20 protein-coding genes and 1 pseudogene are annotated in these 26,446 nt (G+C 68.9%); 11 read left to right on the top strand and 10 right to left on the bottom strand.

Annotated elements, in window-relative coordinates; genetic code table 11:
• Positions 1-20 precede the first annotated feature (20 nt).
• Positions 21-1,139, bottom strand: a complete 1,119-nt coding sequence (locus tag ACFY04_RS34210) for a glycosyltransferase family 4 protein (RefSeq protein WP_389122964.1) — start codon at positions 1,137-1,139, stop codon at positions 21-23.
• Between the two features lie 147 nt (positions 1,140-1,286).
• On the bottom strand, positions 1,287-1,496 hold the full coding sequence (locus ACFY04_RS34205) for a glutaminyl-peptide cyclotransferase (protein WP_389123054.1): 210 nt from the start codon (positions 1,494-1,496) through the stop codon (positions 1,287-1,289).
• Between the two features lie 455 nt (positions 1,497-1,951).
• Here ACFY04_RS34205 and ACFY04_RS34200 point away from each other — a divergent pair.
• Positions 1,952-2,152 (top strand): annotated as a pseudogene (locus ACFY04_RS34200) (transposase); the annotation flags it as partial.
• Between the two features lie 371 nt (positions 2,153-2,523).
• Here the strand turns inward: ACFY04_RS34200 and ACFY04_RS34195 are convergent.
• Positions 2,524-3,123, bottom strand: coding sequence for a hypothetical protein (locus ACFY04_RS34195; protein WP_389123058.1), 600 nt, complete (start codon positions 3,121-3,123; stop codon positions 2,524-2,526).
• Positions 3,124-3,431: 308 nt separating this feature from the next.
• On the opposite strand from ACFY04_RS34195, the gene ACFY04_RS34190 reads away from it, so the two are divergent.
• The 4 genes from ACFY04_RS34190 to ACFY04_RS34175 all read left to right on the top strand — a co-directional run bounded on the left by ACFY04_RS34190 (position 3,432) and on the right by ACFY04_RS34175 (position 9,359).
• A complete protein-coding gene (locus ACFY04_RS34190) occupies positions 3,432-4,883 on the top strand; it encodes a polysaccharide biosynthesis tyrosine autokinase (protein ID WP_389122961.1) in 1,452 nt (483 codons plus the stop codon).
• Complete coding sequence (locus tag ACFY04_RS34185) at positions 4,880-5,458, top strand: low molecular weight phosphatase family protein (protein ID WP_389122958.1); 579 nt, start codon at positions 4,880-4,882, stop codon at positions 5,456-5,458. Before ACFY04_RS34190 ends, ACFY04_RS34185 begins: the two co-directional genes overlap by 4 nt.
• Before the next feature lie 829 nt (positions 5,459-6,287).
• Positions 6,288-7,484 carry a hypothetical protein gene (locus ACFY04_RS34180; RefSeq protein ID WP_389122955.1) on the top strand — a complete coding sequence of 399 codons (1,197 nt, stop codon included), beginning with the start codon at positions 6,288-6,290 and terminating at the stop codon, positions 7,482-7,484.
• Between the two features lie 705 nt (positions 7,485-8,189).
• The gene (locus tag ACFY04_RS34175; RefSeq protein WP_389122952.1) at positions 8,190-9,359 is read left to right on the top strand and encodes an MFS transporter; all 1,170 of its coding nucleotides are present in this window, start codon (positions 8,190-8,192) and stop codon (positions 9,357-9,359) included.
• Here the strand turns inward: ACFY04_RS34175 and ACFY04_RS34170 are convergent.
• Both ACFY04_RS34170 and ACFY04_RS34165 read right to left on the bottom strand, forming a co-directional pair.
• Entirely contained in the window at positions 9,300-10,022 is a 723-nt protein-coding gene (locus tag ACFY04_RS34170) for a TetR/AcrR family transcriptional regulator (RefSeq protein ID WP_389122949.1), read from the bottom strand. The genes ACFY04_RS34175 and ACFY04_RS34170 overlap by 60 nt on opposite strands.
• Before the next feature lie 22 nt (positions 10,023-10,044).
• Positions 10,045-11,256: a serine hydrolase domain-containing protein gene (locus ACFY04_RS34165; RefSeq protein ID WP_389122946.1), complete on the bottom strand. Its 1,212-nt coding sequence runs from the start codon at positions 11,254-11,256 to the stop codon at positions 10,045-10,047.
• A gap of 663 nt (positions 11,257-11,919) precedes the next feature.
• Here ACFY04_RS34165 and ACFY04_RS34160 point away from each other — a divergent pair.
• Complete coding sequence (locus tag ACFY04_RS34160) at positions 11,920-13,203, top strand: PucR family transcriptional regulator (RefSeq protein WP_389122943.1); 1,284 nt, start codon at positions 11,920-11,922, stop codon at positions 13,201-13,203.
• Between the two features lie 241 nt (positions 13,204-13,444).
• Here the strand turns inward: ACFY04_RS34160 and ACFY04_RS34155 are convergent, their stop codons facing one another.
• Complete coding sequence (locus tag ACFY04_RS34155) at positions 13,445-14,614, bottom strand: RICIN domain-containing protein (RefSeq protein WP_389122940.1); 1,170 nt, start codon at positions 14,612-14,614, stop codon at positions 13,445-13,447.
• A 235-nt stretch (positions 14,615-14,849) separates the two neighbouring features.
• Entirely contained in the window at positions 14,850-15,347 is a 498-nt protein-coding gene (locus ACFY04_RS34150) for a response regulator transcription factor (protein WP_389122937.1), read from the bottom strand.
• Positions 15,348-15,738: 391 nt separating this feature from the next.
• Between ACFY04_RS34150 and ACFY04_RS34145 the strand changes: the two genes are divergently transcribed.
• Together ACFY04_RS34145 and ACFY04_RS34140 are read left to right on the top strand one after the other, a co-directional pair.
• Positions 15,739-16,278: a hypothetical protein gene (locus tag ACFY04_RS34145; RefSeq protein WP_389122934.1), complete on the top strand. Its 540-nt coding sequence runs from the start codon at positions 15,739-15,741 to the stop codon at positions 16,276-16,278.
• A gap of 408 nt (positions 16,279-16,686) precedes the next feature.
• Positions 16,687-16,905 carry a hypothetical protein gene (locus ACFY04_RS34140; protein ID WP_389122931.1) on the top strand — a complete coding sequence of 73 codons (219 nt, stop codon included), beginning with the start codon at positions 16,687-16,689 and terminating at the stop codon, positions 16,903-16,905.
• 552 nt (positions 16,906-17,457) lie between these two features.
• Here ACFY04_RS34140 and ACFY04_RS34135 read toward each other — a convergent pair.
• Together ACFY04_RS34135 and ACFY04_RS34130 are read right to left on the bottom strand one after the other, a co-directional pair.
• The gene (locus ACFY04_RS34135; protein WP_389123052.1) at positions 17,458-19,149 is read right to left on the bottom strand and encodes a cation acetate symporter; all 1,692 of its coding nucleotides are present in this window, start codon (positions 19,147-19,149) and stop codon (positions 17,458-17,460) included.
• Between the two features lie 565 nt (positions 19,150-19,714).
• The gene (locus ACFY04_RS34130; protein ID WP_389122928.1) at positions 19,715-21,931 is read right to left on the bottom strand and encodes a SpoIIE family protein phosphatase; all 2,217 of its coding nucleotides are present in this window, start codon (positions 21,929-21,931) and stop codon (positions 19,715-19,717) included.
• Between the two features lie 1,390 nt (positions 21,932-23,321).
• Between ACFY04_RS34130 and panD the strand changes: the two genes are divergently transcribed.
• From panD to ACFY04_RS34115, 3 genes are read left to right on the top strand one after another with little or no spacing between them, the layout of a single operon-like run.
• Complete coding sequence (gene panD / locus ACFY04_RS34125; protein ID WP_389122925.1) at positions 23,322-23,741, top strand: aspartate 1-decarboxylase; 420 nt, start codon at positions 23,322-23,324, stop codon at positions 23,739-23,741.
• A gap of 14 nt (positions 23,742-23,755) precedes the next feature.
• Entirely contained in the window at positions 23,756-24,097 is a 342-nt protein-coding gene (locus ACFY04_RS34120) for a GNAT family N-acetyltransferase (RefSeq protein ID WP_389122922.1), read from the top strand.
• Positions 24,094-24,723 (top strand): aspartate/glutamate racemase family protein, encoded by a 630-nt coding sequence (locus ACFY04_RS34115; RefSeq protein ID WP_389122919.1) that lies wholly within the window; start codon positions 24,094-24,096, stop codon positions 24,721-24,723. Before ACFY04_RS34120 ends, ACFY04_RS34115 begins: the two co-directional genes overlap by 4 nt.
• Before the next feature lie 247 nt (positions 24,724-24,970).
• Here ACFY04_RS34115 and gndA read toward each other — a convergent pair whose 3' ends face one another.
• A complete protein-coding gene (gndA, locus tag ACFY04_RS34110; RefSeq protein ID WP_389122916.1) occupies positions 24,971-26,416 on the bottom strand; it encodes an NADP-dependent phosphogluconate dehydrogenase in 1,446 nt (481 codons plus the stop codon).
• Positions 26,417-26,446 lie beyond the last annotated feature (30 nt).

Here is a 26,446-nt window from a genome sequence, read left to right as displayed (position 1 = left end):
TAGCTCCCTTTCAGCGCCCATCATGCGAAGGAGTGCAGCCGTTCCGGCGCCGCTCGGTACCACTTCTCGACGCGCTGTGCGACCCGGGACCAGTCCAGCTCTGCGGCCGCACGTACCCCGAGCTCACTCATCCGGTTGCGGCCCGGTCCGTCGTCGAGCACGGTTCTCAGAACATGCACCAGGTCCGCCTTCGAGCCTGATGGGAAGACCCGATAGGCCTCCCGGTCGGTGACCACCGGATCGAGCGAGGCGTCCGAGGACACCACGACGGGCGTGCCCAGCGCGAGCGCCTCCAGCGCCGCCGTGGGCACGCCTTCGCCTTTCCCGCAGAGTCTGCGTGACGCGAGGACGAACACTTCGGCTCGCCGGACCAGGTCGTAGACCTTCTGCCGGTCCAGCGGACCCACCAGTTCGACTCCCGGACCCGCCGCTGCGAGCCGGTTGAGGCGGTCCAGCTCCGGGCCTTCTCCCGCGACCACCAGACGCATGCCCGGCCGACTGTGCGCCAGTTCGTGGAACGCCTCGATGAGCAGATGGTGGTTCTTCATCGGGTTCAGCGCGCCGACGCTGACGATCAGGCCGGGCTCACGGGCCACAGCATCGATGGGGGACGGCATGGCGGACAACTCCAGGCCGCTGGACATGGTGAGGATGCGTTCCCGGTCCACACCACGCGCCGCGAGGTCGGCAGCGGTCGCCGACCCCAGGGCGATGAAGGCCTTCACGTGCCGGAAAGCGTGCCGGGCGAGCCACTGATGCCGGTCGGTGAGTGCCGCATGCACCGTCAGGAACAGCGGAATTCCCAGGCGTCGGCACACGGGACCCAGCCCGGCGGCCTCGATGTGGTCGCCGTGGAGATGCACCAGGTCCACGTTGCGTCGGGCGGCGCAGAGGTCCTTGATCGCCGCAGCGGCTTCCGCCGCGAAAGCGAGCCGGTCGGACACCGGCCCGAGCATCCAGGACCGGGGGATCCTTCGCAGCGGCAGTCGCGTGGCTCCGACCGGTACCGTCGCCCCGTGCCGGAACGACATCGTCACCCGGTTTCCGCCACTGACCTGATGGCGCGTCAGGTATTCGACATGGCGTTCCATTCCTCCCGGCATTGGGGGGACCCGATAGCTCACCCGCACGATGTGCATCGTCGTGATACTCCAGCCCTCGCGTGTCGGCTCGTCACGTGACCACCGTTGCCGTCACTGCTGACGGCCGCCCGCGACCTGGCGCGCATCGAATATCACCGAAGGATCGCGGCACAGCGTGCTGCCTGCCGTTCGCCTCGCCGATCCTCACCGGAAAAGACCAGTGAGGGGCCATGCGGCGCAGGCTCGGGTACCAGGTACGCACAGGCGAGGAGCCGGGGTCGCAGTGGGCCGGTGCCGGTCCCGCTGGAGGCGCACGCCCCAGCCGTCGTCCGGGTACGGGACGCGGCGCAGCTCCGCGAGCGTCTTGGCGTCGCGCTCGATGGCGGTCCGGTCCCGCCAGGTGAGCTGCCACAGGGTTCGGCCGAGTCACCGAACAAGGGCGCGGGGAGCGCCGCGCGGACCGTGGGCTTCTTGCCCGGACGCCCTGCCCGTACCGAGGGCCGGCCGGAGATGCCGGTGCCTTCGTAGAGCGTGTCGCGGGCCATCTCGAGTCCGTGGGTGACGCCTGTGAGTCGTGTGGGAGGGAAACGAGCACCTCGACCCGCAGGTGCTCGACCCGGTGGGCGGCGAACCGCCGCCCACCCGAGGCCCGGCCTGCCGGATCGTCCAGGGCGCGCTCTCCCGTCGCGTACGACGCGAGCAGCAGCACACCCAAGAGCACGGCCGCCCCGGTGCGGCGCGGGCGCTCGGACACGGTAGAAACCGCCCAGCCGTACATCGCATAGCTGGCCCGTTCGGTGAGGTCCATGACGTTGTCGGCGGTGACCTTGGACTGTGTCCCACATGGCTAGTTGACAGTTGTCCTGGGCATGGGGAGTGGGCCGTGGGGATGGATCGTTCCCGATGGCCTGTGGGAGATTGCCAGGCCGTTGTTGTCGCCAGCTCGTGTGCGGCCGCAAGACGGTGGGTTCGCGAACATCGATGACGAGGCGGTCTTCGCCGCGACTGTCCAGGTACTGGTCAGTGGCTGTGCCTGGCGGGCCTTGCCGCCGTGCTTCGGGGCGTCGAAGTCGACCGTGCATCGTCGGTTTGTCATCTGGTCCCGTGCGGGGGTCTGGGGCCGACTGCATCAGAAGGTTCTCCACCTCGACCGCGACGCGGGCGGCCCGGACGAGTTCCGGCGCGTGCTTCTGCAAGGAGAGGGCCTCGGGCATCACGTCAACGCGGCTGTCCGGCGTGGGCGGTGGCAGGGCTCGCACCAGCGGGGACAGCACGTCGCCGGCCAGCCGGTCGGCCGTGTACGCGGCGACCAGCAGTATGTTCCTGAGCACGCGACGGCGGCCCGGCGCCCCCTCGCGGGAGCGGCCGGGCCTGCGCATGCGGAAGGCGTTTCTGCCGGGGCCGGGACACCGTGGTACCGCCGTGCTGATGTCGCGCTCCGTCATGCACTGCGGCGACGGCGCACGGCCAGCATCGTTCCGCCGCCGGCCGCAATCAGCCCGGCTGCGATGTTCTCACTGCCGGTGTCCGCGAGGTCCGGGCCGTGGTCGGGGCGCTCCGGTCCGTTGTGTTCGTTCCGTCCGTCGTCTCCGTCGTGTCCGTGTCCGTGATCTGGCCGACCGACCGCGGCCCACACCTTGATGCGAGCGGAGCAGGTGAGGTCGGGATTGCGCGCGGTGACCTGGAAGGTGTGCCAGCCGGCGCGGACCCTCCTCGGGATGGTCACGGTCGCACGCGCCGTCCCGCTGGCGTCGGCCCGGTACCGGCCGAGCTCGATCGGGTCCGATGACAGCAACGCCGTGACAAACTGCCGGGGGGCGAACCCCGTAGCCCTGAAGTTCACGGTACCTCCGGCCGCTGCCGCACTGGCGCCCAGGGTGAGGCATGGGGGTGGCGGCGGGTACGGTGGCGGGTACTGCGCATGGGCGGTCTGCGCCCCCACCAAAGGTGCGACGACGAACACGGCAGCCGATGCCGCCGATGCCAGACAAACCCGCCATCTGGGTGATGTGGTCATCTTCTCACTCTCCTCGACTTCCATCTGGGCCAGGCTGCAGCGTCGGCCGTCATCAAGATCCAGATACGTGGATATATGAAGAAAGGGGACATTGGGGCGTTGGCTGGCGGTGTTTTGCCCAGAAGTCACCGGATGGCGCAGTGTCCGCTCCCCGATGGCCCACGCTGCCACCCCGACGGGGTGGCCGGACGGCGTGACGCCAGGGTCGTTCGACTGGCCGACATGGGGTGTCTCCCCCGGTTGGAGCGCGCGAGTCCCTATCGTCGGCTGCATACATAGGGAACACGGCATTCCATTTTGAGTGGTTCCCTCGGTCCCATGAGGGGTGCAGCTTGGATCTCCACGGATTCCTGAAGGCTCTTGCCAGACGCTGGCCGACCGTCGTGGTCTGTCTGGTTCTCGCGATCGGGGCGGCGCTCGCCGCGACGAGCTTGAGCACACCCGTCTACGAGGCGAGGACCCAGCTCTTCGTCGCGACCCGCACCGGTGAGGACACCGCCCAACTGAACCAGGGGCAGAGCTTCTCGCAGGCGCGCGTGCAGTCGTACGCCGCGATCGTGACCACCCGTCAGGTGACCCGGCCCGTGGTGAAGGAGCTGCGGCTGCGCACCACCCCGGAGGAACTGGCGTCCCGGATCACCGCCGTCGCCCCGCTCAACACCGTGCTCATCGACATCACCGTCCGGGACACCGAGCCCAAGCGTGCGGCGCGCATCGCCAACGCCGTGGCGCAGCGGTTCAGCGCGGTCGTCGAGCGCCTGGAGGCGCCCAAGTACGCGCCCGACTCGGAGCGGTCCCGAAGCAGCCGTACGGGCGACGGTGCCTCGCCCGTCTCCCTGGGCGTCACCCAGGAGGCCGTCGCCCCCGTAGGTCCCGTCTCGCCCCGCCCGCTGCTGAACCTGGCCGCAGGAGTGCTCGGCGGCCTGCTGCTCGGTGCCGGACTCGTCGCCCTGCGCGAGAACCTCGACACCACGCTCAAGACGAGCGAGGCGCTGGGCGAGTTCACCGCGCTGCCGGGTCTCGGCACCATCCCGTACGACAGGAACGCCCCCAGGCAACCGCTCGTCAGCGCCGATAGGCAATCCAACCGCGTCGAGGCCTTCCGCAAGCTGCGCACCAACCTGCAGTTCTCGCAGGTCGACGACCCGCCCCGGATCATCGTGGTGACGAGTTCGGTGCCCGGTGAGGGCAAGACCAGCACCGCGGTGAATCTTGCCCTCTCGCTCGCCGAGGCGGGTGTCTCCACCTGTCTCGTGGACGGCGACCTGCGCCGTCCGAGTGTGGCCTCGACCTTCGGTCTCGTCCAGGACGCCGGTCTGACCACGGTGCTCATTGGACAGGCCCGGATCGAGGACGTGATGCAGCAGGTCGGCGGCGGACTCTCGGTGCTTGCCAGCGGCGCCGTACCACCGAATCCCACGGTGCTGCTCGCCTCGGCGCGGATGGAAGTGGTGCTGCGCGACCTGGCGGACACCTACGAGGTCGTGATCGTCGACAGCGCGCCGCTGCTGCCTGTCGCCGACACCGTCGGACTCGCTCCGCTCGCCCATGGCGCACTGCTCGTCGTCCGCGCCGCCAAGACCAGCCGGGAACAGGTCCACACTGCTGCGGAATCGCTGGACCGCGTGGGTGTCCGCGTCCTCGGCACCGTCTTCAACATGGCTCCGGTGCCCAGGGGCGACCGCTACGGCGACTACGGGTCGTACGGCGAGCTGCCCGCTCCCCGTGGGGCGGAACGCCGGAGGGAGGCCGCTGCGGCGACGCATCTCGCGGGCGAGAAATGACCTGTGTCCTGTTCGTCTGCACGGGCAACGTGCACCGCTCGGTGCTTGCCGAGCGGCTGCTGGCCGCGAAGCTACCGCCCGGCTCGGCCGTGCGGCCGGAGAGCGCCGGCACGGAGGCGTGGCCCCGGCCCGGTATGGAGAGCTCCACCAGGGCGGTGCTGGAGAAGCGGGGAGGTGACGGCTCCGGCTTCGCCGCCCGCCCGCTCACGGCGCAGCTCGTCGTGGGAGCGGCGCTGGTCCTCGGGCTTGCCATCGAGCACAGGGAGGCGGCCGTGCGGCTTGCGCCGTCGGCGATGCGGCGCTGCTTCACCCTGAAGGAATTCGTGCGTCTCGCCGCGGGAGGAGTGCGGGGCGGGGGAGCGGGCCGGGAAGGCCCGCGGGACGTGGACGGTTTCGACGTCGTCGTCGCGGCCGCGGCCGGCCGTCGGGGTGCCGCCGCCCCGGTCCCGCCAGTCGAGGACGACGTCGCAGACCCGTGGGGGAGGCCCCACCCTGTGCTGTACGAGTGCGCCCGCGAGATCGACGGGGCGGTGAGCACGCTCGCCCGGCTGCTGGGCGGCGGGGCGAGCGCCTGAATCGAGGGTGCACGGCGGGGGCTGCCATTCCGATCACTGGACCGCCCTACGCGTCGTGGCAGTTCGCAGAGCTGTGCTCCGAGCTCGGGGTCATCCGCTCGACGGGCGCGCGCCTCGCGCAGTCGCACCTGCAGTTCCGTAATTTGGGTGCGGAGATCGTCGGCAAAGGACCGGGCGGTGTCCTCCTGGATGCCGAGCGCGTCGAGCACGGGGGCGATGAGCATGTGGGCCGACGGCTTCGGTGCCGCCGCGCGCGCTGCCATTGCCGACCAGGCAACTTTTCTCGCCGGCCGAGCGGACCTGGACGAGCGCGGCATCGAGCGCTTCCTGATCTCACCCGGATGTATCTCCGGCCTCGTGACCGCACGCAACACCGTTTGGCGGCGTGTGCCACTGCTCGGCTCTAAGCTCGCGAGGCAGGAGAAGGGGGAGTTCGTGCGCGACCGCATGCTGACAGCCGACGTACCGCTCGGGCCGTTCGAGGGCACAAAGATCACCGTTTACTCGGCGAAGGGCAAGAACGCCAGACTGCATGTCCGCAGGGAATGCGGCCAGCTCCGCACGAACAATGTGACGACGACCGAGGTCCCATTCAACGCGGACGTGGCGGACAGGTTCGGTTCGGGTTGCGCGGACTGGGGGCCGAGGGTCCGGCCGACGTCCGGGTTGGGCATCTTCATGGGGGCGCTCGGCGGAGCGGGGTTGCTCCATCAGCGACGAGCTGCAGGAGCGGGTCTTGTTTCGCTGGCGTCATGCCGCGGGGAGCCTTCACCGAGCGCAGGCAGCCACCGCCCACTTTCCTTGGCTGACGGACTGGGCTCGGCCGAAAGTGTCGGCGAAGGAGAGCTACCTCGAGGTTTCGCGGGCGCAGGCGGCCCTCTTCGTGGAGCCGGCGGGTCTCGTCGTAGCCGCTCCGGCGGCGACGCTGGAGAAGCCCTCGCTGCCGACCGACGATCCTGCCTTCGCGGTGCTCGGCGACAGCAGCCGGATCTCCACAGGCCTGAACGCACTATGGCGCAGCTGGCAGTACTCGGCGGAGCGGGGCTGGGAAGGACCTGAATCACGGTCGGTCAGCCGCTATGACCTCGTGCACGGCATCCGGCCCGACAAGAAGGGGCACGCGGAAGCTCTGGAAGGAGCCGCCCGCCTGATCCAGTCCTGGGAGGACGAAGCCCGCGCCGGCGCTGCGGCGACGGATTCGACACCGACGGTGTGGGTCACGGCGCGCTTGCCGGAGGCCACGGAGGAGCCTTCGCGCGGAGGTGCGCCCGGCGTCCCGGAAGGCCTCGATCGGTGGACCCTTGGCGTGGTGGTGACGTGGACCGTGACCGCCGACTGGGGTCGGCGCACGCTGACGCTGAGAGTTCCGGCCCTCGTCGCCGACAGACTCCTGGACCCCTCGGGCAGCCTTGCGTGCGAGCCGGGCGGTTCCGAAGCTGTGGCTACTGAAGCGGGCCAAGGGCAGCCGGACTCTGTCCGGCCCGGGGTTCTCGACGACACCGCTGTCTTCGACCGCCAGCCCGTTACCCCTGCTCATTTGCGAGCGCTGCGGAACTTCTCGTACGCCGCAGGTCAGCTCTACATCGTCTTCTCGACGAGCGGAGGAGCGGAGGTTCTGCCCCTCGACGCCATCGAGAAGCGCGTCGCGCAGGGCTGGCTCGGCGTCATTGTCGCTGGCGCGTCGGACCTTCCCGAAAGCGTGATCAGTCCGTGGATCAAGGAGGTCGGCCTTACGCCGGAGGTCCGGTTCCGCTCCGGTATAGCCGACGCAGACACAGGGGGTGCGCGCTTCCGGGCAAGGCACCCCCGGCGGCCCTACGACCTTCGCCACGCCGGTATCTCGTTCTGGCTGCACTCCGGCGTGGACCCGGCCGAATGCGCCCGCCGGGCCGGCCAGAGCATCCAGGTCCTGTTCCAGTGCTACGCCAAGTTCCTGGACGGCCTGCAGGAACATTCCAACCGCCTCATCGAGGAGTCGATGCAAGAGTGGAGCCGTCGGAGCGCGGACGCCGGCACTGCGGACTGATCCAGGATCTGGCCCGTGTATGGCCCGGAACAGCTGGTCAGAGGTGGGATATGGATGGGAGGAACTGGGAGGAGCAGTACATTTCAAGCGCTGCCGTGAACGGTGCGCTCCAGTGGTCAAAGAGGGCGCCTGCGGGGCAAAAGCCCAGGTCAGGCGCCTTCCTGCGTGCGGGCTGGAAGAAGCCCAGCTTCTTCGGGGAGTAGGACACCAGCAGATTCTTCGTCTGCTGGTGTGCCCGGTATCGCCGCGTTGGCGATCTTTCGCTCTGGCTCTGGAGCGAGGCCGCCGGCACCGTCGGGGCACCGCCAGTCGGTAGTGCGTCTGGGCGTGGCACCCCGCGACGTGAAAACAGGCGGCCGGGACCGGGACGGTGGTGAGGGCTGTGACCGGCTGGGGCCGGGCATAGGGGGCGTGGTCGAGGTGGAGGGCCCGACGAGGGAGGGGGACCGGGTGAGACGCTCGACTGTTGCCCGTCGCCTGCCGGAGGTATCGTTGCACCAATGTTGACACCAGTGGTGCATTAATGTGTGGCGCCACCCAGGGATCTGTGAGGTGGCCGATGTGTGAAGTGTTCCGATGGGTCTGTCGGGCGGACCGTGGTGTGCACGCGCCTGCTGCCTTCTTCATCGTTGGCGGCGGGCAGTGAGGCGGGGTGGCGGTGGGGCCGTTTCGGCTGCGGGGACGTCGGCGGCGCTGATCGCGGGTATGGCGCTCGGGAGTATCGGCGGCAACCTGATGCCGGTGCTGCTGTCCGGCTATGCGCTGCGGTTCGGCCTGTCCGGTGCGGCGTCGGGAGTGGTGGCCGCGGCTCAGCTGCTGACCACGGCGGCGGTGACACTGTTGATGGCTCGGCGGGCTGCTCTGCCGGGGCGGGCGCGGATGGCCCGTGGCGGTCTTGTGGTGGCCGCGGCGGGATTCGCCGGTGCTGCGCTGGCGCCCGGTTTCGTGCTGCTGACGGCGGCGAACGTGCTGGCGGGAGCCGGGCTGGGGGCGGTGTTCGCCGCATCTGCCGCGGGTCTGGCGGCGACGGGTGACGCCGACCGGGCATCGAGAGTGGCCGTGCTCGGGAGCACTGTTGCCTGTGCGGTGCTGTTGGTGGTTGTTCCGGCTGTGGACGCCGGGCTGGGAACCGGCGCGGGGTTCGCGGTGGTGGCGGTGTGCTGCGTGCCCGCGTACGTCCTGGTCGGCCGGCTTCCGGAGAAGTCCGGGCAGTGCGCCGCGGGCGCCGCGGATTCTGGGGACGCTGGGCGGGCGGGCGTCCCGGGAGTACCGCTGCTCGCGGCGGTGACGCTGCTCCTGGCCACCGATCAGGGCACGTGGTCGTACGCGGCGGTGTTCGGCCAGGAACATGCCCGTATGTCGTCCTCGGCGGTGTCCGTCACTCTCGCGGCCGCGGGTATCTGCGCGTTGGGGGGAATCGTGACCGGTTCGCTGGCCGCACGCCGTTTCGGGCGGATGCCCGCGCTGGCCGGGTGCCTGGCGCTGGGCGCGGTCGCCAAGTGCGCGGTCGTGTGGACGGGGTCCGCGGCTGCGTACGCGGTGGCGATGGTGGTGTGGCAGTGCTGCTACCTGGCGGTACTGGCGCTGGCGCTGGCCGCGGCGGCCGAGATCGACGCGAGCGGGAGGTGGGCGGTGGCGCTGAGCGGTGCGGTCATGGTGGGAGCAGGGCTGGGGCCTCTCGCGGTCGGGGCCCTGCTGGACGCCGCAGGGCCCGCCGGACTCGGCGCCGCGCTCGCGGCGGCTACCTGCGCCGCGGCCGCCCCGGTGCTTCGTATGGCCCGGATCAGCGACGGGGCACCGGTCGGCGCCGTCCTGTCAGGCGTCGTCGCGGTCGCGGGCGCGCCGGGCCCGCGCCTCGACCGCATCGATGAATAGGCCGATGGTCGTCTCGAACTGGTCCTCGGCCTCGATATCGGCGAGGTGGTGCGCCACGGAGGCCAGGCGCGGGTACTTCTTCGGCGACGCGGCCAGGTACTCACGCTGCCAGGCCTGGTGGTCGCCCTCGCGAGCCTGTTCGTCCAGCAAGCTGACCGAGGCCTCGTAGATCGAGAGCGCCAGCGCGGTATCCACCAACGCGCGGTAGTACGAGGCTGCCTCGCGCCCCCGCAGCCCCGCCTCCAGCAGGGCGCCGATCACGATGTCGGCGCCCTGGAACTCCGCGGCCCGGCGCGAGGTGCGCGCCGCCACCAGGACGGCGACACCCGGATGCGCCCGGCACGCGGCGCGGGTCCGGCGTGCGAGCGAGGCCAGGGTCCGCCGCCAGTCCGGTTCAGGGGCGAAGCCCTCCAGGGCCTCTTCCATCAGGCGGGCCGCCAGGGCGAGCAGCAGATCGTCCTTGCTGCCGAAGCGGCGGAGCACCGAGCTGTGGTCGGCGCCCAGCTCGGTGCCCAGGCGGCGGAAGGTGAGAGCGTCGGGGCCGTCGCGCTCGATGATGGCCATGGCGGTGTCGAGGATCAGGGCGACGCTGAGGAAGGGGGCATTGGGGCGGCCCCGCCGCGCTGTGCCCGTCGCCGCCGGCTGGTTCCCGCTATCCGTCATGGCGATCATCATAGTGGGCCGGTCACAGGGCTCCCGAGCGGGCGATCTGGCGGGTGATCGCGAGGAAGGCGGTGATGGTTTCCCGGTCGCGTGCCGGGTCGTCGGCGGTCGGCCAGGCGCTGGTCTTGACGATCACCAGATCCGCCTCCGGGTCGACGTACAGGTACTGGCCGAAGATCCCCAGCCCGGTGAATGCCCGACGTGCCCCTCCCAGCGTCCACCACTGGTTGCCGTAGCCGTAGTGCGGATAGCCGCTGGGGCCCAGCTCGCCGACCGCCAGGTGCGCCAGGCTCCGGCCCCGGCCCCGCTCCACCCACTGCTCGGGCAGGATCCGGCGGCCGCCGAGCTCGCCGCCGCGGGCCATCAGCAGGCCCAGCCTGGCCATGTCCCGGGTGGTGGCGTTCAACGAGCCTCCGCCGATCGCGGTGCGTGGCCGGCCGCGGGTGAGGAAGTAGTACGCGTCGTGCTCCGGGCCGATCCGGTTCCACAGCCGTTCGGCGGCGAACCGCGCCAGGCTCAGACCGGTCGCCGACTCCAGCACCCAGCCCAGGACCTGGGTGTCGATCGTCGAGTAGTTGAACCGCGTGCCGGGTTCCGCGGTGCGCTCCACCGAGCGGACCACTTCGTCCACCGTGCCTGTGCCTCCGATCGCCCTCTCGAAGCGGCTGATGTTGTTGCCGGGGACGGTATGCACCTCCAGGTCGCCCGCACCGCTGCACATGTCGAGCAGGTGCTCGACCGTCGGCCCGTCGTAGGCGGTGCCCGCCAGGTCGGGCAGATAGCCCGTCACCGGATCGGTGACGCTCTTGATCGCGCCCTCCGCGATGGCGATGCCCACCAGCACCGACGTCACCGACTTGGTCAGCGAGAACAGCTGGAATCGCACCCCGGGCCCGGCGAACCGGCCCGGGTACGCCTCGTGGACCAGTTCGCCGCCGCGCAGGACGAGGAAGGAGGTGGTGTTCGTGTTCCGGTGCAGGTCATCCAGGGTCCGCTCGTGGCCCTCGAACGTGTAGGACACGTCGAGCGGTCCCGGCCGGCCGGGCAGCGGGAGCACCGGACCGCCGCGCGGCACGCTCTCGTTGGGCATCACCGTGTCCATGTGGGTGAAGGTCCATTCGCTGAGCGGCCGCCGTGTCGCCAGCTGCCCTTGGTTGCGCCACAGCCATGCTGCGCCGGCACCCACTCCCGCCACCGCTGCCGCGTTCAGCAGCCATCCCGGCATATCTGTCATCACCTGTCTCCTTCGATCCTCAGTTGGGTAACCGGGGTCCCTCGGCGTCGCGCTCGCGCGCCCGGCATTGCGAAGAGGTCGGCGGCCTTGGCGGCAGCGGCCCATGGCGGTCCCGCTCGTGTCCGCACCATCGCCGCCGTGACACCCCACGCGCGGAGACGCATTTCGTCTGCCGACCGCAGCCCTACTCCCGAGCCGTACGGCCGCACGGCAGGGCCCTCCCGGAGGGCCGGCTCCCGGGACGGTGCCACGCAAGCCCTTCCGCTGCCGCGGACGTCTCCCACACGCGGACAGGGGACTACCCGATGAAAACTGTACACCGCTGGTGGCACCAGTGGTGCATTTAGCGCCTCGCGTGCCATCATGGGCGACGTCGGCGATGACCGTGAGGGGAGGAAGGGCTGGTTGTCGCTTCCCGTGCTGGGTGCGCATTCAGCGAGCGAGACCAAGACCGCCGGGTGGGCCGCGCGCCGTCGATTCCGTCTGCCGGCAGCTTCGCTTCCCTGCTTGCGGCAGCCTGGCCTCGGCCTCGCAGCCGATGCGTCGGGGCTGTCTGCTTCACGAGACCTTGTACGCACCACAAGCCAGGGCAGTTCTCGCAACACGGTCCCTCGCGACCTCATGCAGGACCTGTGACAGCCGACTTCTTGAACATGCAGTCCCGTGGAGATCTTTATGTTGGAGGATCCGGTTGTCCGGCCGGGTGGCGCGGGCCGGGGGAGTGCTCGGGCCTCAGCACTGATGCAGCGGTCCGCGGCATTGCTCAGCAGCACAGCCCTCGGCACGCTGACCGACCGTGTGGTGACCGACATCCTGGCCGACGTGCCGTTCTACCGGGCCTCTCAAGCCCCGGCTGATCTTCGCGAGACAGTGCACAGTTGCCTGTGTCTGGGCCTCGCCGCACTGCAGGACCTGGACCGCACGGACGACTTCGAGCACAACGCCTGGCATCTGGGCGCGCGGGGAGCCGATCAAGGCTCGCCGCTCGAGGCACTGTTGCAGGCGTACCGGATCGGCGGCGGAGCGCTGTGGAGCGGATTCGTGGACCTCGTCATCGAACAACAGCCAGGCGATGTGTTCCTGCTCGTCGATGTTGCCGAGAAGGTGTGGCAGCTGGTCGACCGAATCACACAGGTGGTTGCTGATGCCTACCGACAGGTCCAAGGCGAGCTCGCCGTGGACCGGATCCACCGCAACTGGCGGCTGCTCGACTCGCTTCTGTACGGACGTCCCGATCAACCGGAGCTCGCCGCCGCGGGCATGGCCCTGGGGCTGCGAGCCGCAGACCGGTTCGCCGTGGCCTGCATCCGAAGACCCACTGCCTACCCCGAGCCCGAGCCCGTGCTGACGCTGAGGCTGGGACGGAAAGGGGAGGGGGTCTCAGTTCTCGGCCACCGCCGTGCAGGTGAAGAGGCCATGCTGCTCTGCATGGGCAACAGAGATCTGGACGAGCTGCCGGACGCCTCCATCGCCGTCCCGGACGGCCAGGTAGGACTGGGACCGGTCGTGCAAGGGCTCGGACAGATCGGCACCGCCCGAGCTTTGGCCGAGCTCGCACTTGCCACCTGCCGGCGCCCTGGAGAGGTCAGTCGCCTGGACGCGCGATTGCCCACCGCTTTCGTCCTGGGGCGGCCCGATCTCGCATCCCGGATCGCCCGGTCCGTACTCCAGCCCGTGCTGAACAGGCCAAGAGGCGAACGCGAAGTGCTGCTTGCCACCCTCGCCGCGTGGCTGGACTGCGGAGGCTCCCCACAGCGTGTCGGGGCCCGGCTGTTCTGCCACCGCAACACGGTCCTCAACCGGCTCCGCAGGATCGAGCACCTGACCGGCCGGTCAACCACCCGCCCTCGCGACGTGGTTGAACTCTCCCTCGCAGTGGACGCCTATCAGTACGGGCAACACCCGCCCCTGGCTGACCTGCCTCCCCTCATGCCACCCAGGGGATAGGCCGGCACGGACCCCTTGGTCGCACACTCCCCCCTGCCGCTTCCGGACCGGCTCCTGAACGGTTGCGGCCCTTGGCCGAGGTGATGTCCGGAGCAGCCGTCCGCGTGGTCTCGCACGGTGATGACTCGGCCGTCCATCGTCACGACCACCAGCGAACGCACGTGCCTGCGCAGAGCCGGGGCCGGGGACGCGAAAGGCCCGCCGAGGGGAGCGGCGGGCCTTTCGCGGGGCGGCAACTGTGCTACGCGCGCCCGGGATCGTGGTCCTTGCAGACCTGCAGGGTGGTGTCAGAACTGCACCCGATCATGTCGCTGCCCTTGGAGTCGGTCCCCTCCTTGGCAGGTACGGTGGCGCTGCCGACACCTGTCCATGAATTCCCCAGGTCATTGGTGATCGTCCACGTGCCGGTCACCTTCTTCGTGAGCTGGGCCCGCAGGAACCAGCCGTACTGGTTGGGCTTGATGTGGATGGTGACGGATCCCCCCTGCGTGTTGTCCGTCCGCCAGCTGTTGGACCAGTTCCCCTGAATCGCGACGTCGATCTTTCCCTGCACGGCCCCGTCCTTGCCGAAAGAGACACCTGCTGTGGTGGTGACGGATCCCCCCGCGGTGTAGGTGTAGCCGGTGGTCTGACTCCAATTCATCTGCTTGTCGATGTTTTCGCTGGTGCCGTTCACCACCCGCCCGCCGTCGGGCGTCACGTTCCGGAAGTCGCCGAGGGTCGCCGTCGTGCTGTCGTCCACCTTGTAGTCGGCCGTCGAGATGACATCGGACTTGGCGTCGAACTGCTTCAGGGCGTACTTGGTGGCCAGTGTGCGCAGTTGGGCGCTCTCGGACCCTCCATAGGAGAGTTTCCAGTTCTGTGCCGTGTTGCCGCGGCTGCAGTCGCGGACTCCAGCTGTGGCGAATGCGCTCACGTCGGTGGTGGGCACGATGCATCTGTTGTCGCCGACGTGGCGGATCAGATAGTTCCCCCCGTCGCCCCATGCGTCGCTGACCGGCTGGACGTACCACTTCTGCTCATCGGCACCACTGCAGTTCGACTCGCTGAGGTCACCGGCGTAGGTACCGGTGGACACATCGACGCACTGGTTGGAAGTGCCGTTGACCAAGCGGAAGGTTCCGTCGTCGTTGGGCTCGATTTTGAATTGCTGATCTGTTGAGTCGCTGACCTTCGCAAGGTCGTAGACCGTCCCGTCGGCGTACGCGTAGTTCCGGCGGAGTGCGAGGTCGCTGGTTCCCCCCGACGCGGATATGCGAACAGGGATCTCTGCGCCGGTGCTTCCGACGCCCGCGTGGGCGGCCGACGTGGTGAGCGGCGATAACACGAATCCCAGCGCCGCAACCGGGACCGCCAGCACCGCGGCAGTCGTACGCGGCCCTGGGCTGTGGGGGATCATTCCAACGGTCATGGTTCCCGTTTCCTCATTCCGTAAGCGCTGCTCGGGGCCGGGTCAGGTGGCCCCAAGCGGTATCCGCGACGCCGTCTCCAGGCCGAAGCCTTGGCCGGGCACCGGTGCACCCCGTTCACCGCGTTCGCCCGGTCCGCCGTGGGACTGCCAACGTAGATGTGGGCTGCCGGGCGAAACATCCGTCATCTGACGGATAGTCCACGACCACCGGGCGCCGGAACGTGATGACCTGTGGTCAGCCCTGAGGGGGTGGCCCGTCCGGGGTCTCCCGGCGGATGACTTCGGTGGCGAGCTCGACACGTGAGGTCATCCCCAGCTTTCGGAGAGCGTGGGACACATGCGACCCGACGGTGCGCCGCGAGATGTACTTACGGGTGGCGATCTCGGGGTTGGAGCGACCGGCGGCGACATGGCCGGCTACAACGAGTTCGGAATCCGTGAGGGCCTCCCACCCGTGGCGGGCGGCGCTCCGTGGTTTCCGCGCGCCTCGGTGGACCGCGTGGGCGCGCAGGCGGGACAAGGCGCAGCCCGCGTTCCACTGAGCGTCCAGTCGGGTGTAGATCTCCAACGCCCGGTCGAGCAGCGCGCGGGCTTGGTCCGGCCGTCCCCGCTGTGCCAGTAGTTCCGCCGCGTCGGTGTAGGCGTGTGCCTCGCTCAGCGGTCTCGGCGCCTTCTGGTAACGGCGAGCCGCTTCCAGAAGCAGATCCGGGTCCCGGCCAGTAGCCCGTTGCACCGGTGGGCATCACCAAGGTGGTAGGGGGTACCGCTGTGGTCGGCCGTCTCCGGGCGGCATCGGCGTAGCGCCGTGCGTTCGTGGTGTCGTCATGGGCCAGGGCCAACCGGACGAGATCGGGTGTCAGGGAGCAGAGGATCAGGTGGCCCATCAGGTGACCCACTCCGCAGTCGAGTGCGACGGCAAGTCTGGCGTAGGCGCTTTCGGGACGGCCCTGGGCCTCGTCTGCGAGAGCGTCGGCAGACAGCGGCTTGTACGCGTAGAACCCGTCGAGCGTAGTGCTGTTGGTCGGCGCGGCCTCGGCGTTCGGAGGAGTCTCGGCGCAGATCTGTCGTCCGCGGTGTACCGAGATCAGCGCTGCCACCGCCCGCAGTGCCCGGCACATCGCGACGTGCTCGCCGGCGTGGAGCCCGGCCTTGACTTCGCGGAGGGCGTCGTCCCAGCGGTCGGCGTGGAACGCGAGGAGGGCGCAGGAGAGGTGGTAGCAGGGGAGAAAGAAGCCCCCTGTGTGTTCCACAGACTCGTGGACGGCTGCGAGGGCTCGCTGCGCTTCGTGGCTGCGGTCCGGACCCATGTAGCCGTTGGCCAAGGTGAGTTGGAGCGCGATCCGCTGTGCTGGATGCGTCGTCTCCGGCGTGAGTCGGGCGGCGTGCCGGGCAAGTTCCAGGGCTTCGGTGTCAGGCGCTTCGAGGAGTCGTTTCGCCGCCAGTACGTGCAGGGCATGGGCCAAGGCCGCGTCATCGTCCATTGTTTCGGCCGCACGCCGGATGGCGGTTGCGACCGCGCCGGCCTCAGGCAGTCTGCCCAGTGCGAACAGGCACAGTGCGCTGAACGCTCGGAACTGCACGGCCTCAAGCGCAGATACGCCTGGGCTGCTGCACGCGGCATAGGTCTCGACGAGCGCGAGGTGGGGCTCACCGCGAGCGAATGATGCGTGGACGACAATCCAGCGCAGTGGGCCTTCCCACCCCGGTCCACAGGTCGTGGCCAGTGCGCAGCGGGCGGTCTCCTCCGCTTCGGCCAAGCGGCCGGAGGCGAGTTGGGCGACGGCGCGGTGCAGCTGGAGTTGATCACGGCGCGGATCGACGGAGTCGGTGAGGGCCAGTGCCCGGTCGAAGAGAAGGCGAGCCATGGAGGGTGCGCGGGAAGTGATGCGGACAGCCGATTCCAAGAGCCAGTCGACGAGGAAATCTCCGGCCGCCGGTGCCGCGACCAGCAGATGCTCGGCGACCCGTTCGGGTGGCGCGCCGTCCCTGGCAAGGGCTTGCGCCGTCCTCAAGTGCAGCATGGCGCGGGTCGAACCTGACACGGCGTCGTACAGGGCATGCCGGATGAGGTCGTGACGGAAGACCAGTCGATCACCGGTGTCCTGCAGAACTCCGGCACCTTCGGACTTCGCGACGATACTGAGCAGGTTGTCTGTCGGTCGGTCGAGGACCGCCGCGAGATCGGTGACCGTACAGCCGGATCCCAGCACCGAGGCGACGCGAAGCGCCTGCAGTACCTCATCGCGCAGATACCGCAGCCGGTGTGCGATCAGTTTGGTCAACGACGGTAAAGGGCGGTCCACGGGAACCTCGGCGAGGCCGTCACGGAGCTCGATCGCGTCCTCACGCAGCAGGGCAGTGGCCAGCTCCATGACGTACAAGGGGTTTCCTGCCGCACCCTCGGCCATCCGGCACAGCCGGGGACCGGGCGCACCGCCACACAGGCCGGCCAACAAGGCCGGCGTTCCGTAGCGACCCTCGCCCTGTTGGATCTCGGCGGCCCGCGCTGTCGAGGGATGGGGCGGCTTCGAATCCACCCTCAGGCAGGCCGAGATCACCGCGAACGGGCGTTGCTGTTCCACCTCCGGCGCCGCCCCGTGAAGTACCCGCATGCCCAGCGATCCGGCGGTCCCCGCGGTCAGTTCCAGCAGGGCCGTCTTGCCCAGGCCGGCCTCACCGACGACGAATGCCGTCTGCCCCGCGCCCGCCCTCGCGGCTGCCGCCAGTTGCGCCATTGCCGCCGTCTCGCCCTCGCGGCCCACCAGCCGCCCCGCGACGTACACCGTGCCGTCTCCTCCGCGCTCCGGTCATCATCGCCTGTGGTTCCGGAAGGTACGACTCCGTCACATCGGGCCTGGTCTGTGAAAGAGGTCCCCCGTGGTTTCGGGCACCTGGGACGCGGGCCCCAGCGAACCACCCATCTGGCTGTTCAGCCGCTTCGGCATGTTCAGGCGGAGCCTTGTGGCCTTCTCCGGATTTCCGTAGCGGCTGGTCACCCAGCCGAGCAGGAAGCCGACCGGCACTGAGACCAGGGCGACGCTCTGCAGCGGATACCAGTTCATGTCCCAGTCGGGGAAAAGGGCATCGGGTCTGCCTGTGAAGGCGGGGGACAGTGCCTGGAGCGCCGCTGAGCAAGCCAGACCCCCGTACAGAGTCCACAAGAGCCCCGTGCGGGTGTAGCTGTTCCAAAACAGTGAGTACACCAGGGCTGGCAGCACGCTGGAGGCCGAGATGGACAGGGCGAGGGTTGTGAGGAACTGAATGTTCCAGCCCTGCACGGAAACAGCGAGGACGACACCCAGCGCACCCAGGCCCGCAGCTGCCCAGCGTGCGGCGGATACCTCGACCTCTTCCTCCGCACCCCCGTGCAGCACCTGCGCATAAATGTCGTGTGCCACCGCAGCCGCCGCGGCAAGCGTGACGCTTGCTGTGGTGGCCAGGATGGTGGCGAACACTGCGCAGGCCACGAGGACGAAGAGCCAGGTACCACCTGTCGTGGACGTTCCTCCCGCAAGACTGCCGGCGAGGAGCATCAGGGCGCTCGTGCCACCCGGATCGACGGAGACGATCGAGCGGCTGCCGACAAGCGCGGCAGAGCCGAGGCCTATCACAATGGCGGTCAGGACGAACGCTGCGACGATGTTGATCACGTGACGTACGGCGGTCGTTGCCGAGGAGAGAGCAGGAAGGGTATTGACGCGCATGATCACATGAGGCATAGAAGCCACGCCAAGGATGATCGTGAGTACCAGACCCACGAAGTCCAGATCGGCGGCGGCATTGGATACGTCCGGTTGCTTGCTCAGGCCCTGACTAAAGTATCCGGCCGGTCGGGCGCTGTTGCGGCTGGCAGAATCCAGCAACAAATCGACACTCCAACTGAATTTACTCATGACGAGCATCGCGACCACCGCACAGGCCGAGAACAGCACGATGTTCTTGATGATCTGCAGCGCGCTTGTGCAGCGCATGCCCCCGAAGACCGTGGCAGAGATGATCAGGAGACCAATCATGACAGTGATGACCTGCTGAGCCGAGCTGCCGGTCAGACCCAGCAGCAGGGCCACGGACACACCGACGCTGGCGAGTTCGAACATGAGCAGCGGGAGACACACAGCGATGGCGACCACGCCAGATGCAATACGCACCGCAGGCCCTGCAGCTCGGTGTGCAAGGACGTCTCCGATTGTGAACCGGCCGCGCCGGCGGAGCGGGTTCACCAGCAGCAGGAGCACCCCGAGGCTGAGCAGAGTGCTGAGCGAGATGAAGATGCCGTCATAGCCGAACAGCGCGACGGTGCCCGTCGTACCCAGGACCGTTCCCGCCGGGATGCATACACCGGCCAGAGCAAGCGCATTGCCGAGGAGCCCAATCCTGCGGCCACCACCGTAGTAGGCGTCTATTTGGTCCTTCTCCGGACCGACCATGAGGCAGAGCAACAGCATGACCACGAGGAATGCGAGAAAGGCGACGAGCAGGACACCGCGAGTGTGGCTCGCCACGGGCACTGCTGCAGCGAGGCCGCGCACAGACATCACGCCAGGTTCTCCTGCTCGCGCGCTACCGCTCTGCTGTAACGCGCAGCGGTCCAAACAATGGCCGGGACTTGAGCGCCGAGAAGCGCCAGACCCAGAGTGACCTCACCGAATACTCGTGCGGTAAGCGCGCGCGAAGCGAGTAGACCGAGCAGCAGATTGAAGATGAGCAGGAGCGTGTTTACGGCGATGAACTGAATTCCTGCACGGCGTGGTTGTCTCAGAGATCGCCCTCTGGGCCATTCAGGGTGAGGCACTGCCATTACTTTCTCCATGGTGTCTTCGAGTGGGATGGAAGCAGGCAACCATGGCGCCGATGGGCGGTCTACGTGGGCCGGAAAGCGCGCTGCGCGGGCCCAACCGCATCCGATGTGGGTGTGCCCGTGCCCACGCAAACACACGATCGCGATGGGCTGGTGTGGACCGGACGGGGTCCCTGGCCGTCGGCGGAGTGCTGGATGCCGCAGGCCCGTCACTGGAGACTGTGTCCACCGCCGCGCATATGGTGCGACAGAGTCGGCTCGGAATTCAGGTGAATGCTCCGACGACCTTCGCGATTCCCTGATCAGGGTTCGCGGTCCAGGTGGGCCAGTGCTTCCAAGTCAAGTACGAAGCCCATGGCCGATTCCGGCGGGGATTCGGCTTCCCGAAGCGGCTGTTCTGCCCAGATGATCTTTCCGGAGCCCGTAAACCGGGTGCCCCACCTCTCGGTGAGCTGGGCTACCAGAAGCAGTCCGCGGCCACCCTCGTCGGACATGCGCGCGCGACGAAGGTGCGGGGCGGTGTTACTGGCGTCGGAGACTTCGCAGATGAGGGTGGCCTGCCGGATGAGGCGCAGCTGAATCGGGCTACCGCCGTAACGGATGGCATTGGTGACCAGCTCGCTCACCACGAGTTCTGTCGTGAAGATGGCATGGTCCAGCCCCCATGCCGTCAGTTGGTCGGACGCGTACCGGCGGGCATCGCTGACCGCTGCAGGATCAGCCGGGATGTCCCAAGCGGCGACCTGGTCGGCGTTGAACACACGGGTCCGGGCCAGGAGCAAGGCGACGTCGTCAGTGGGACGGCCGGACAGCAAGGTGGCCAACAGGGTGTCGCACGTCTCCTCGATGGACGAGGTGGAGAGCCGTGAGAGCACGTCGCGCATGAGGCCGAGCTCGATGTCGATGTCCCGTGCAGGGGCCTCGATGAGACCGTCGGTGTACAAGGCCAGCAGACTGCCCTCTTGCAGTTCGAACTCGGCTGTCTCGAAGGGAAGTCCACCGAGACCCAACGGGGGACCGATGGGCATGTCGGGGAAGTCGACCACCCCGTCCGGAGCGACGAAGGCGGGCAGCACGTGCCCGGCGCTGGCGAGCGAGCATTGGCAGGAGACCGGGTCGTAGACCGCGTACAGGCAGGTGGCGATGGTCTCCTCGGTGACCGGGGACTCTTCATGCCGCAGGCGGATGACCACGTCGTCCAAACGTGTGAGGAGTTCGTCGGGTCTCACATCGACATCGGCAAGGGCGCGGACGGCTGTCCGAAGCCGCCCCATGGTGGCAGAGGCGGCGAGGCCGTGACCGACGACGTCGCCCACCACGAGGGCGACGCGACCACCGGACAGCGGGATCACGTCGTACCAGTCGCCGCCGACTCCCGCGTGGGATCCCGCAGGCAGGTATCGGGCCGCGACCTCTACCGCGGAAGTCTCTGTGAGGCGCTGCGGGAGCAGGCTGCGCTGCAGGGTGAGCGCGATGGAACGTTCATGGGTGTAGCGACGGGCGTTGTCGATGTACACGGCTGCTCTGGCGGCGATCTCTTGGGCAAGGAGCAGATCATCGTCGGTGAAGGGGGTCACCGTGTGGTGCCGGAAGAACTGTGCCACGCCCAGTGTGGTGCCACGTGCTCGTAGCGGTACCACCAGCTCCGAGTGGATGCGATACGTGTTGAGGGTCTCCACTCGCGCCGGGTCCGCCGCCACCCGGCCCGGGGCGTGATCGGACTCGATGCGGTGCCGGGAGGCCTGCCCGCTGACCAGCGCACGAGCAACCGCAGATTCCTCGGGGTAGGCAAGTGTCTGCTGAATACCCACCATTGCTTCTGGGCAGCCCTCCAGAATGGACTGCTGGGCCACCCTGCGCAGGACGACCGGCGCTGTCGCTCTCTCTACATTCTGCCCCTGGAGTACGGGGTCGAGCAGGTCGACGGTGACCAGGTCCGCGATGTGTTCGATGCCGACCTCTGCGAGCTCCTGACCGGTTCGAGTGATGTCGAGCGTGGTTCCGATGCGCATGCTGGCTTCGTTGACCACGAACAGTCGTCGCTGCAGCCAGCGGTCCCGCTCCTGCTGATAGGCGGCTACGTGTTGTTCTGCCGCACGATCGACGTATTCGAACGAGAGTGTGATGAGTCTGACGGTTGCAGCGTTGAGCAACTCGACATCGCTGGTCAGCCGCCGAAGTTCTTCCAGCATCCACTTGAGCATGCAGTTCTGTGCCAGCCGGTAGGACCGGAGCAGGGCACTGAGAGGCCGGCCGCGCTGCGCGAAGCCACGCGAATGACTCGCAGCAGAGGCCGGTATTTCAACGGCATTCAGACTGATCCCTGCCTCGAGGGCGTACAGCACGGCGGAGAGCTCTTCGGTGATGCTTGCCAGCAGTGGATTGGCCAGGTCCTCGTCCTTCCAGAACTCGGGGATCTCATCGTGGTAGATCTGCACCAACTGATCCACCAGCCCGGATGCCCGCCCTCTGAGCCGCCCGGCGGCCATGGAGAGAAGAGCGTCGACGCTGACGTCCATGTCGAAAACACTACGCCGATCGTGGATGGTCACCCTGGGACCCACCACGACTGGCGCTGAGCTGCTCTTTCACCTCTCGGCCTGACACCGATGAGCAAATCGAGAGGGTGAGGTGAGTCGCCGGCGAATATTGACGGCCGTCTGGGTGTGCGGGATGCCCGGGCGCTGGGCTGCTCGACCCGCCCTCGGCGCGCTCGGCGAGGTCACCCCCACGCCCTGCGAACCCGGCATGGGTGGCTGCGGACCGAGCGGGCGGTCGCCGCGGCCAGGCCGTGGCTGGCCTGGCGGGAAAACGTGCGGCGAGTCCGACGTCGAGGATTTTCGCAACCTTGCCGATGGAGCGTGGCATGAGGTGGCGGTAGATCTTGAAGATGATGTCAAGGCTTTTGTGGCCCATCCACTCGGCGACTGGAGACCTTGAACTCGGATCCGGGATGCACGGGAAGCGCCCAGCCTGCTGCACCTCCGCGATCAAGGCCGCGCCGATGTCCGTTGGGGAGGGCTGCGGAACCTTGGGCGCATGCTTAACACGAGGACTCGGTTCGGCTGGGGTCTTGGTCTCGGGAGGCTCAGATTCTTGGGGCGCGCCAGCCGCTGTCGTCCGGGATCTTCGAGGCACGGGTTCGGGCCGGTCCGGGTGATGGCCGTGCTGGAGGTAGAAGCGCCCGGCATCGGAGATCTCCGCCTGCCACCGCCCACCTTCCTTCGGCATGGTGATGAGGTCCCGTTCCTTCAGGGCACGTGGAGTGTGGGCGAGCTCCGGGGATTCCGACGTGACGGGGTCGCGTCCCTCCCCGATGCGCGTGAGGAGGGCAAGTTGGCGATCGTTGAGCCTGGGGAACTGGGAACCGCGGGGCATCAAATTGTCCGAGTTCACCGTGTTGGCGATTCTGGCCGACGAACAGTTTGACCGCTTCGTCCGCCTAGCGATTGCGCGCGACATGCGTGTCGTGATCAACCCGAAGTTGGCTCTGCACGGGCCTCTTCTGAGGTGCGCGCGGAACATCCCTGGGGCCAGGCCGAAGAGCCGGACACATCGGCACGGCAACTGGCCCGGATGTGGAGCGTGCTACTTGATCACGTTGGGGAAGTCTGAGGCACTCCCAGGGGGAAGCGAGGTGTCCTGCCTCCCCCACTTCGCCTGATGTGTCGTCAGGTATGTCAGCATCTGGTCAGCTCGTTCCCCGAACACTCCGAAGTGGCTGTCTGGTTCGACGCCTGTTCGGCGGCGCCGCAAGAGCCTGGCTCGCATGGACGTGCTGGCAAGGAGCCTTCTCGTCAGTGGGAATCGATGTTCCTTTTAACCTTCGATCCGACGCGTGTCAGTGTAGGGTGAGACTGCCCCTGACCTGCAGAAAGCTGGCAGGGAGCTGTCTTATAGGAGTCCAACATGCTTCGTACCATGTTCAAGTCCAAGATCCACCGGGCTACCGTCACCCAGGCCGACCTGCACTACGTCGGCTCCGTGACCGTTGACGCCGACCTGCTGGACGCGGCCGATCTGCTGCCCGGGGAGCTCGTCCACATCGTGGACATCACCAACGGGGCGCGGCTCGAGACCTACGTCATCGAGGGGGAGCGCGGGTCCGGGGTCATCGGGATCAACGGCGCCGCCGCGCACCTCGTGCACCCCGGGGACCTGGTCATCCTCATCAGCTACGCGCAGGTCGAGGACGCCGAGGCCCGGGTGTTCGAGCCCCGCGTCGTGCACGTGGACGGCGACAACCGGATCGTCGAACTGGGTGCGGATCCCTCCGCCCCGGTGCCGGGTGCGGACCAGCGGCGCAGCCCGCACGCCGTGGCCGTCTGAGGGGGGCGGGGATCATGCCGATCGAGTTCCAGGACGACCGTGAGGCCGGACGGCTGCTCGCCGTCGAGGACGAGGCGGTGGTCGGCCGCATCGCGTACTTCGTGCTCGCCGACGCGCCCCACGCCCTGGTCGCGGTGCACACCATCGTCGAGCAGGGCCATGAGGGCCGTGGTATCGCAGGCGGGCTGGTGAAGACCTTCTACGGGATCGCCGCCGCCGAGGGGGTGCCCGTGGTGCCGCTCTGCCCGTACGCGGCGAGCTGGGCCGCCAAACATCCCGACGAGGCGCCCGAGCCGGCCGCCGAAGTCGTACTGGCGGCCAAGGCGCAGCTCGCCGCGGCCCCCGACCTCTGGTGACCGATCTGCTCCTGCTGCACACCTCGCCCCTGCACGTCCCGGTCTTCGACGCCCTGCGCGACCGGAACCATCCAGGGGCCGTCCTGCGGCACCTGGTGGTCCCGGAGCTGCTGGACCGGGCCCGCGCCGAAGGGCCGGAATCGGTGGCTCCGGCCCTTCGGGGGCTGCTGCTCGCGGAAGCGGGGCCGCCCGTGCTGGTCACCTGCTCGACCATCGGGGCGACCGCGGAGTCGCTGGCTCCGGAGCTCGGCGCCCCGGTGCTCCGGGTGGACCGGCCGATGGCGGCCGCCGCGGTACGGGCGGGGGCGCGGATCGCCGTACTGGCCGCCCTGGAGTCCACCCTCGCCCCGACCGGGGAGCTCCTGGCCGAGGAGGCCGGTGACCGGCCCGTGTCGATCGTCACGCACCTGGTCGCCGGAGCCTGGGAGCGCTTCGAGGCCGGGGACACCGCCGGCTACCTCGCCCGCGTCGCCGCGGCCGCCGGCTCCGTCACCGGCGCGGACGTCATCGTGCTGGCCCAGGCCTCCATGGCCGGGGCCGCGGACCTGGCCACGAGCCCGGTCCCGGTGCTTTCCAGTCCGGCTCCGGGCCTGGCCGCGGGCCTGGCGATGCGTTCGGCCCCGTAGAGCAGGCATATCACCCGGAATCGAGGGAAGGTGGCCCATATGGTGCGAAAGCGAGATGCAGAAGCGACGCAGCCGCCCGTGCCCGGGCCGGGCCCCTTCCCCGATCCCGAGCCCATTCCGCGGCCCGTGCCACCCGTGCCCGCTCCGGTGCCCGAGCCGGATCCGGTCCCCGCGCCGCCGGGGCCCGCGCCGATCCCGCAGCCCGGGCCCCTGAGCTAGCGAGAGCCGGCGAGAGCCCGCGGGCGGCCTACGACGTACGGGTTTCGGAGCGGTCACCGCTCCAGAGCGTGTGGAACGAGCCCTCCCGGTCGGTCCGCCGGTAGGTGTGCGCCCCGAAGAAGTCCCGCTGCCCCTGCGTGAGGGCCGCGGGCAGCCGCTCCGCGCGCAGCGCGTCGTAGTAGGCCAGTGAGGCCGCGAAGGCGGGAACCGGGATGCCCTGGCGCACCGCCGCCACCAGGACCGACCGCCAGCCGTCCTGGGCGGCCGCGATCTCCTCGGCGAAGTGCGCGTCCGCCAGCAGGCTCGGCAGCTCCGGCCGCGCGTCGTACGCCGCCCGGATCCGGTCCAGGAACGCGGCCCGGATGATGCAGCCGCCGCGCCACAGCGAGGCCACGGCGCCCAGGTCCACGTTCCAGCCGTACTCCTCACTGCCGGCCCGGATCTGGTGGAAGCCCTGGGTGTACGAGACGATCTTCGATGCGTACAGCGCCTGCTCCACCTCGGCGGCGAAGGCCTCCGCCGCCTCCGGTGCGAGCGCGGCGGCCGTCGGGCCCGCGAGCCCGCGGGCGGCCGTCCGCAGGTCCGCGTGGCCGGAGACCGCGCGGGCGAACACCGCCTCGGCGATCCCCGACACCGGTACCCCGAGGTCGAGGGCGATCTGCACGGTCCAGCGGCCGGTGCCCTTCTGCTCGGCGGCGTCGGCCACGACGTCGACGAACGGTTGCCCGGTCGCGGCGTCCGTGTGCGCGAGCACCTCCGCCGTGATCTCGATCAGGTACGAGTCCAGGCGCCCCCGGTTCCACGCCCGGAAGGTCTCCGCGATCTTCGCGGGGGAGTAGCCCGCCACCTCGCGCAGCAGGTGGTAGGCCTCGGCGATGAGCTGCATGTCGGCGTACTCGATGCCGTTGTGCACCATCTTGACGAAGTGTCCGGCGCCGTCGGGCCCCACGTGCGAGGTGCACGGCGTGCCGTCGGCGGCCTTCGCGGAGATCTTCTCCAGCAGCGGTCCGAGGGAGGCGTACGACGTGGTCGAGCCGCCCGGCATGATGCTCGGCCCGAGCAGCGCGCCCTCCTCGCCGCCGGAGATGCCCACACCCACGAAGTGCAGTCCGTGCTCCCGCAGTTCCCGTTCGCGGCGCCGGGTGTCCTCGAAGTGCGCGTTGCCGCCGTCGATGATGACGTCGCCCTCCTCCAGGAGCGGGGCGAACTCGCGGATCACGGCATCGGTCGGCTCCCCGGCCTTCACCATGATGACGATGCGCCGGGGGCGCTCCAGCGCGTCGACGAACTCCTTCGCCGACCCGGCCGCCACGAAGGCGCCCTCGTGCCCGAACTCCTCGACCAGCGCCGTGGTCTTGGCGGCCGTGCGGTTGTGGACGGCCACGGTGAATCCGTTGCGGGCGAAGTTGCGGGCGAGGTTGCTGCCCATGACAGCGAGTCCGGTGACGCCGATCTGGGCTGTGCTGGTGCTCATCGTTGCGCTCCTGCTTGCTTCGGTGTGCCT

The sequence above is a fragment of the Streptomyces sp. NPDC001549 genome (assembly GCF_042894025.1).
GTDB lineage: Bacteria > Actinomycetota > Actinomycetes > Streptomycetales > Streptomycetaceae > Streptomyces > Streptomyces kutzneri.
This window is presented reverse-complemented; position numbering and strand designations above follow the sequence as displayed.

What these genes read in the sequence shown, in the direction of transcription:
- ACFY04_RS34210 (WP_389122964.1), bottom strand. Translation starts at nt 1,139, where the DNA reads ATGCACATCGTGCGGGTGAGCTATCGGGTCCCCCCAATGCCGGGAGGA.
- ACFY04_RS34195 (WP_389123058.1), bottom strand. Translation starts at nt 3,123, where the DNA reads ATGGAAGTCGAGGAGAGTGAGAAGATGACCACATCACCCAGATGGCGG.
- ACFY04_RS34185 (WP_389122958.1), top strand. Translation starts at nt 4,880, where the DNA reads ATGACCTGTGTCCTGTTCGTCTGCACGGGCAACGTGCACCGCTCGGTG.
- ACFY04_RS34175 (WP_389122952.1), top strand. Translation starts at nt 8,190, where the DNA reads ATGGCGCTCGGGAGTATCGGCGGCAACCTGATGCCGGTGCTGCTGTCC.
- ACFY04_RS34170 (WP_389122949.1), bottom strand. Translation starts at nt 10,022, where the DNA reads ATGACGGATAGCGGGAACCAGCCGGCGGCGACGGGCACAGCGCGGCGG.
- ACFY04_RS34165 (WP_389122946.1), bottom strand. Translation starts at nt 11,256, where the DNA reads ATGACAGATATGCCGGGATGGCTGCTGAACGCGGCAGCGGTGGCGGGA.
- ACFY04_RS34155 (WP_389122940.1), bottom strand. Translation starts at nt 14,614, where the DNA reads ATGACCGTTGGAATGATCCCCCACAGCCCAGGGCCGCGTACGACTGCC.
- ACFY04_RS34135 (WP_389123052.1), bottom strand. Translation starts at nt 19,149, where the DNA reads ATGTCTGTGCGCGGCCTCGCTGCAGCAGTGCCCGTGGCGAGCCACACT.
- ACFY04_RS34130 (WP_389122928.1), bottom strand. Translation starts at nt 21,931, where the DNA reads ATGGACGTCAGCGTCGACGCTCTTCTCTCCATGGCCGCCGGGCGGCTC.
- panD (WP_389122925.1), top strand. Translation starts at nt 23,322, where the DNA reads ATGCTTCGTACCATGTTCAAGTCCAAGATCCACCGGGCTACCGTCACC.
- ACFY04_RS34120 (WP_389122922.1), top strand. Translation starts at nt 23,756, where the DNA reads ATGCCGATCGAGTTCCAGGACGACCGTGAGGCCGGACGGCTGCTCGCC.
- gndA (WP_389122916.1), bottom strand. Translation starts at nt 26,416, where the DNA reads ATGAGCACCAGCACAGCCCAGATCGGCGTCACCGGACTCGCTGTCATG.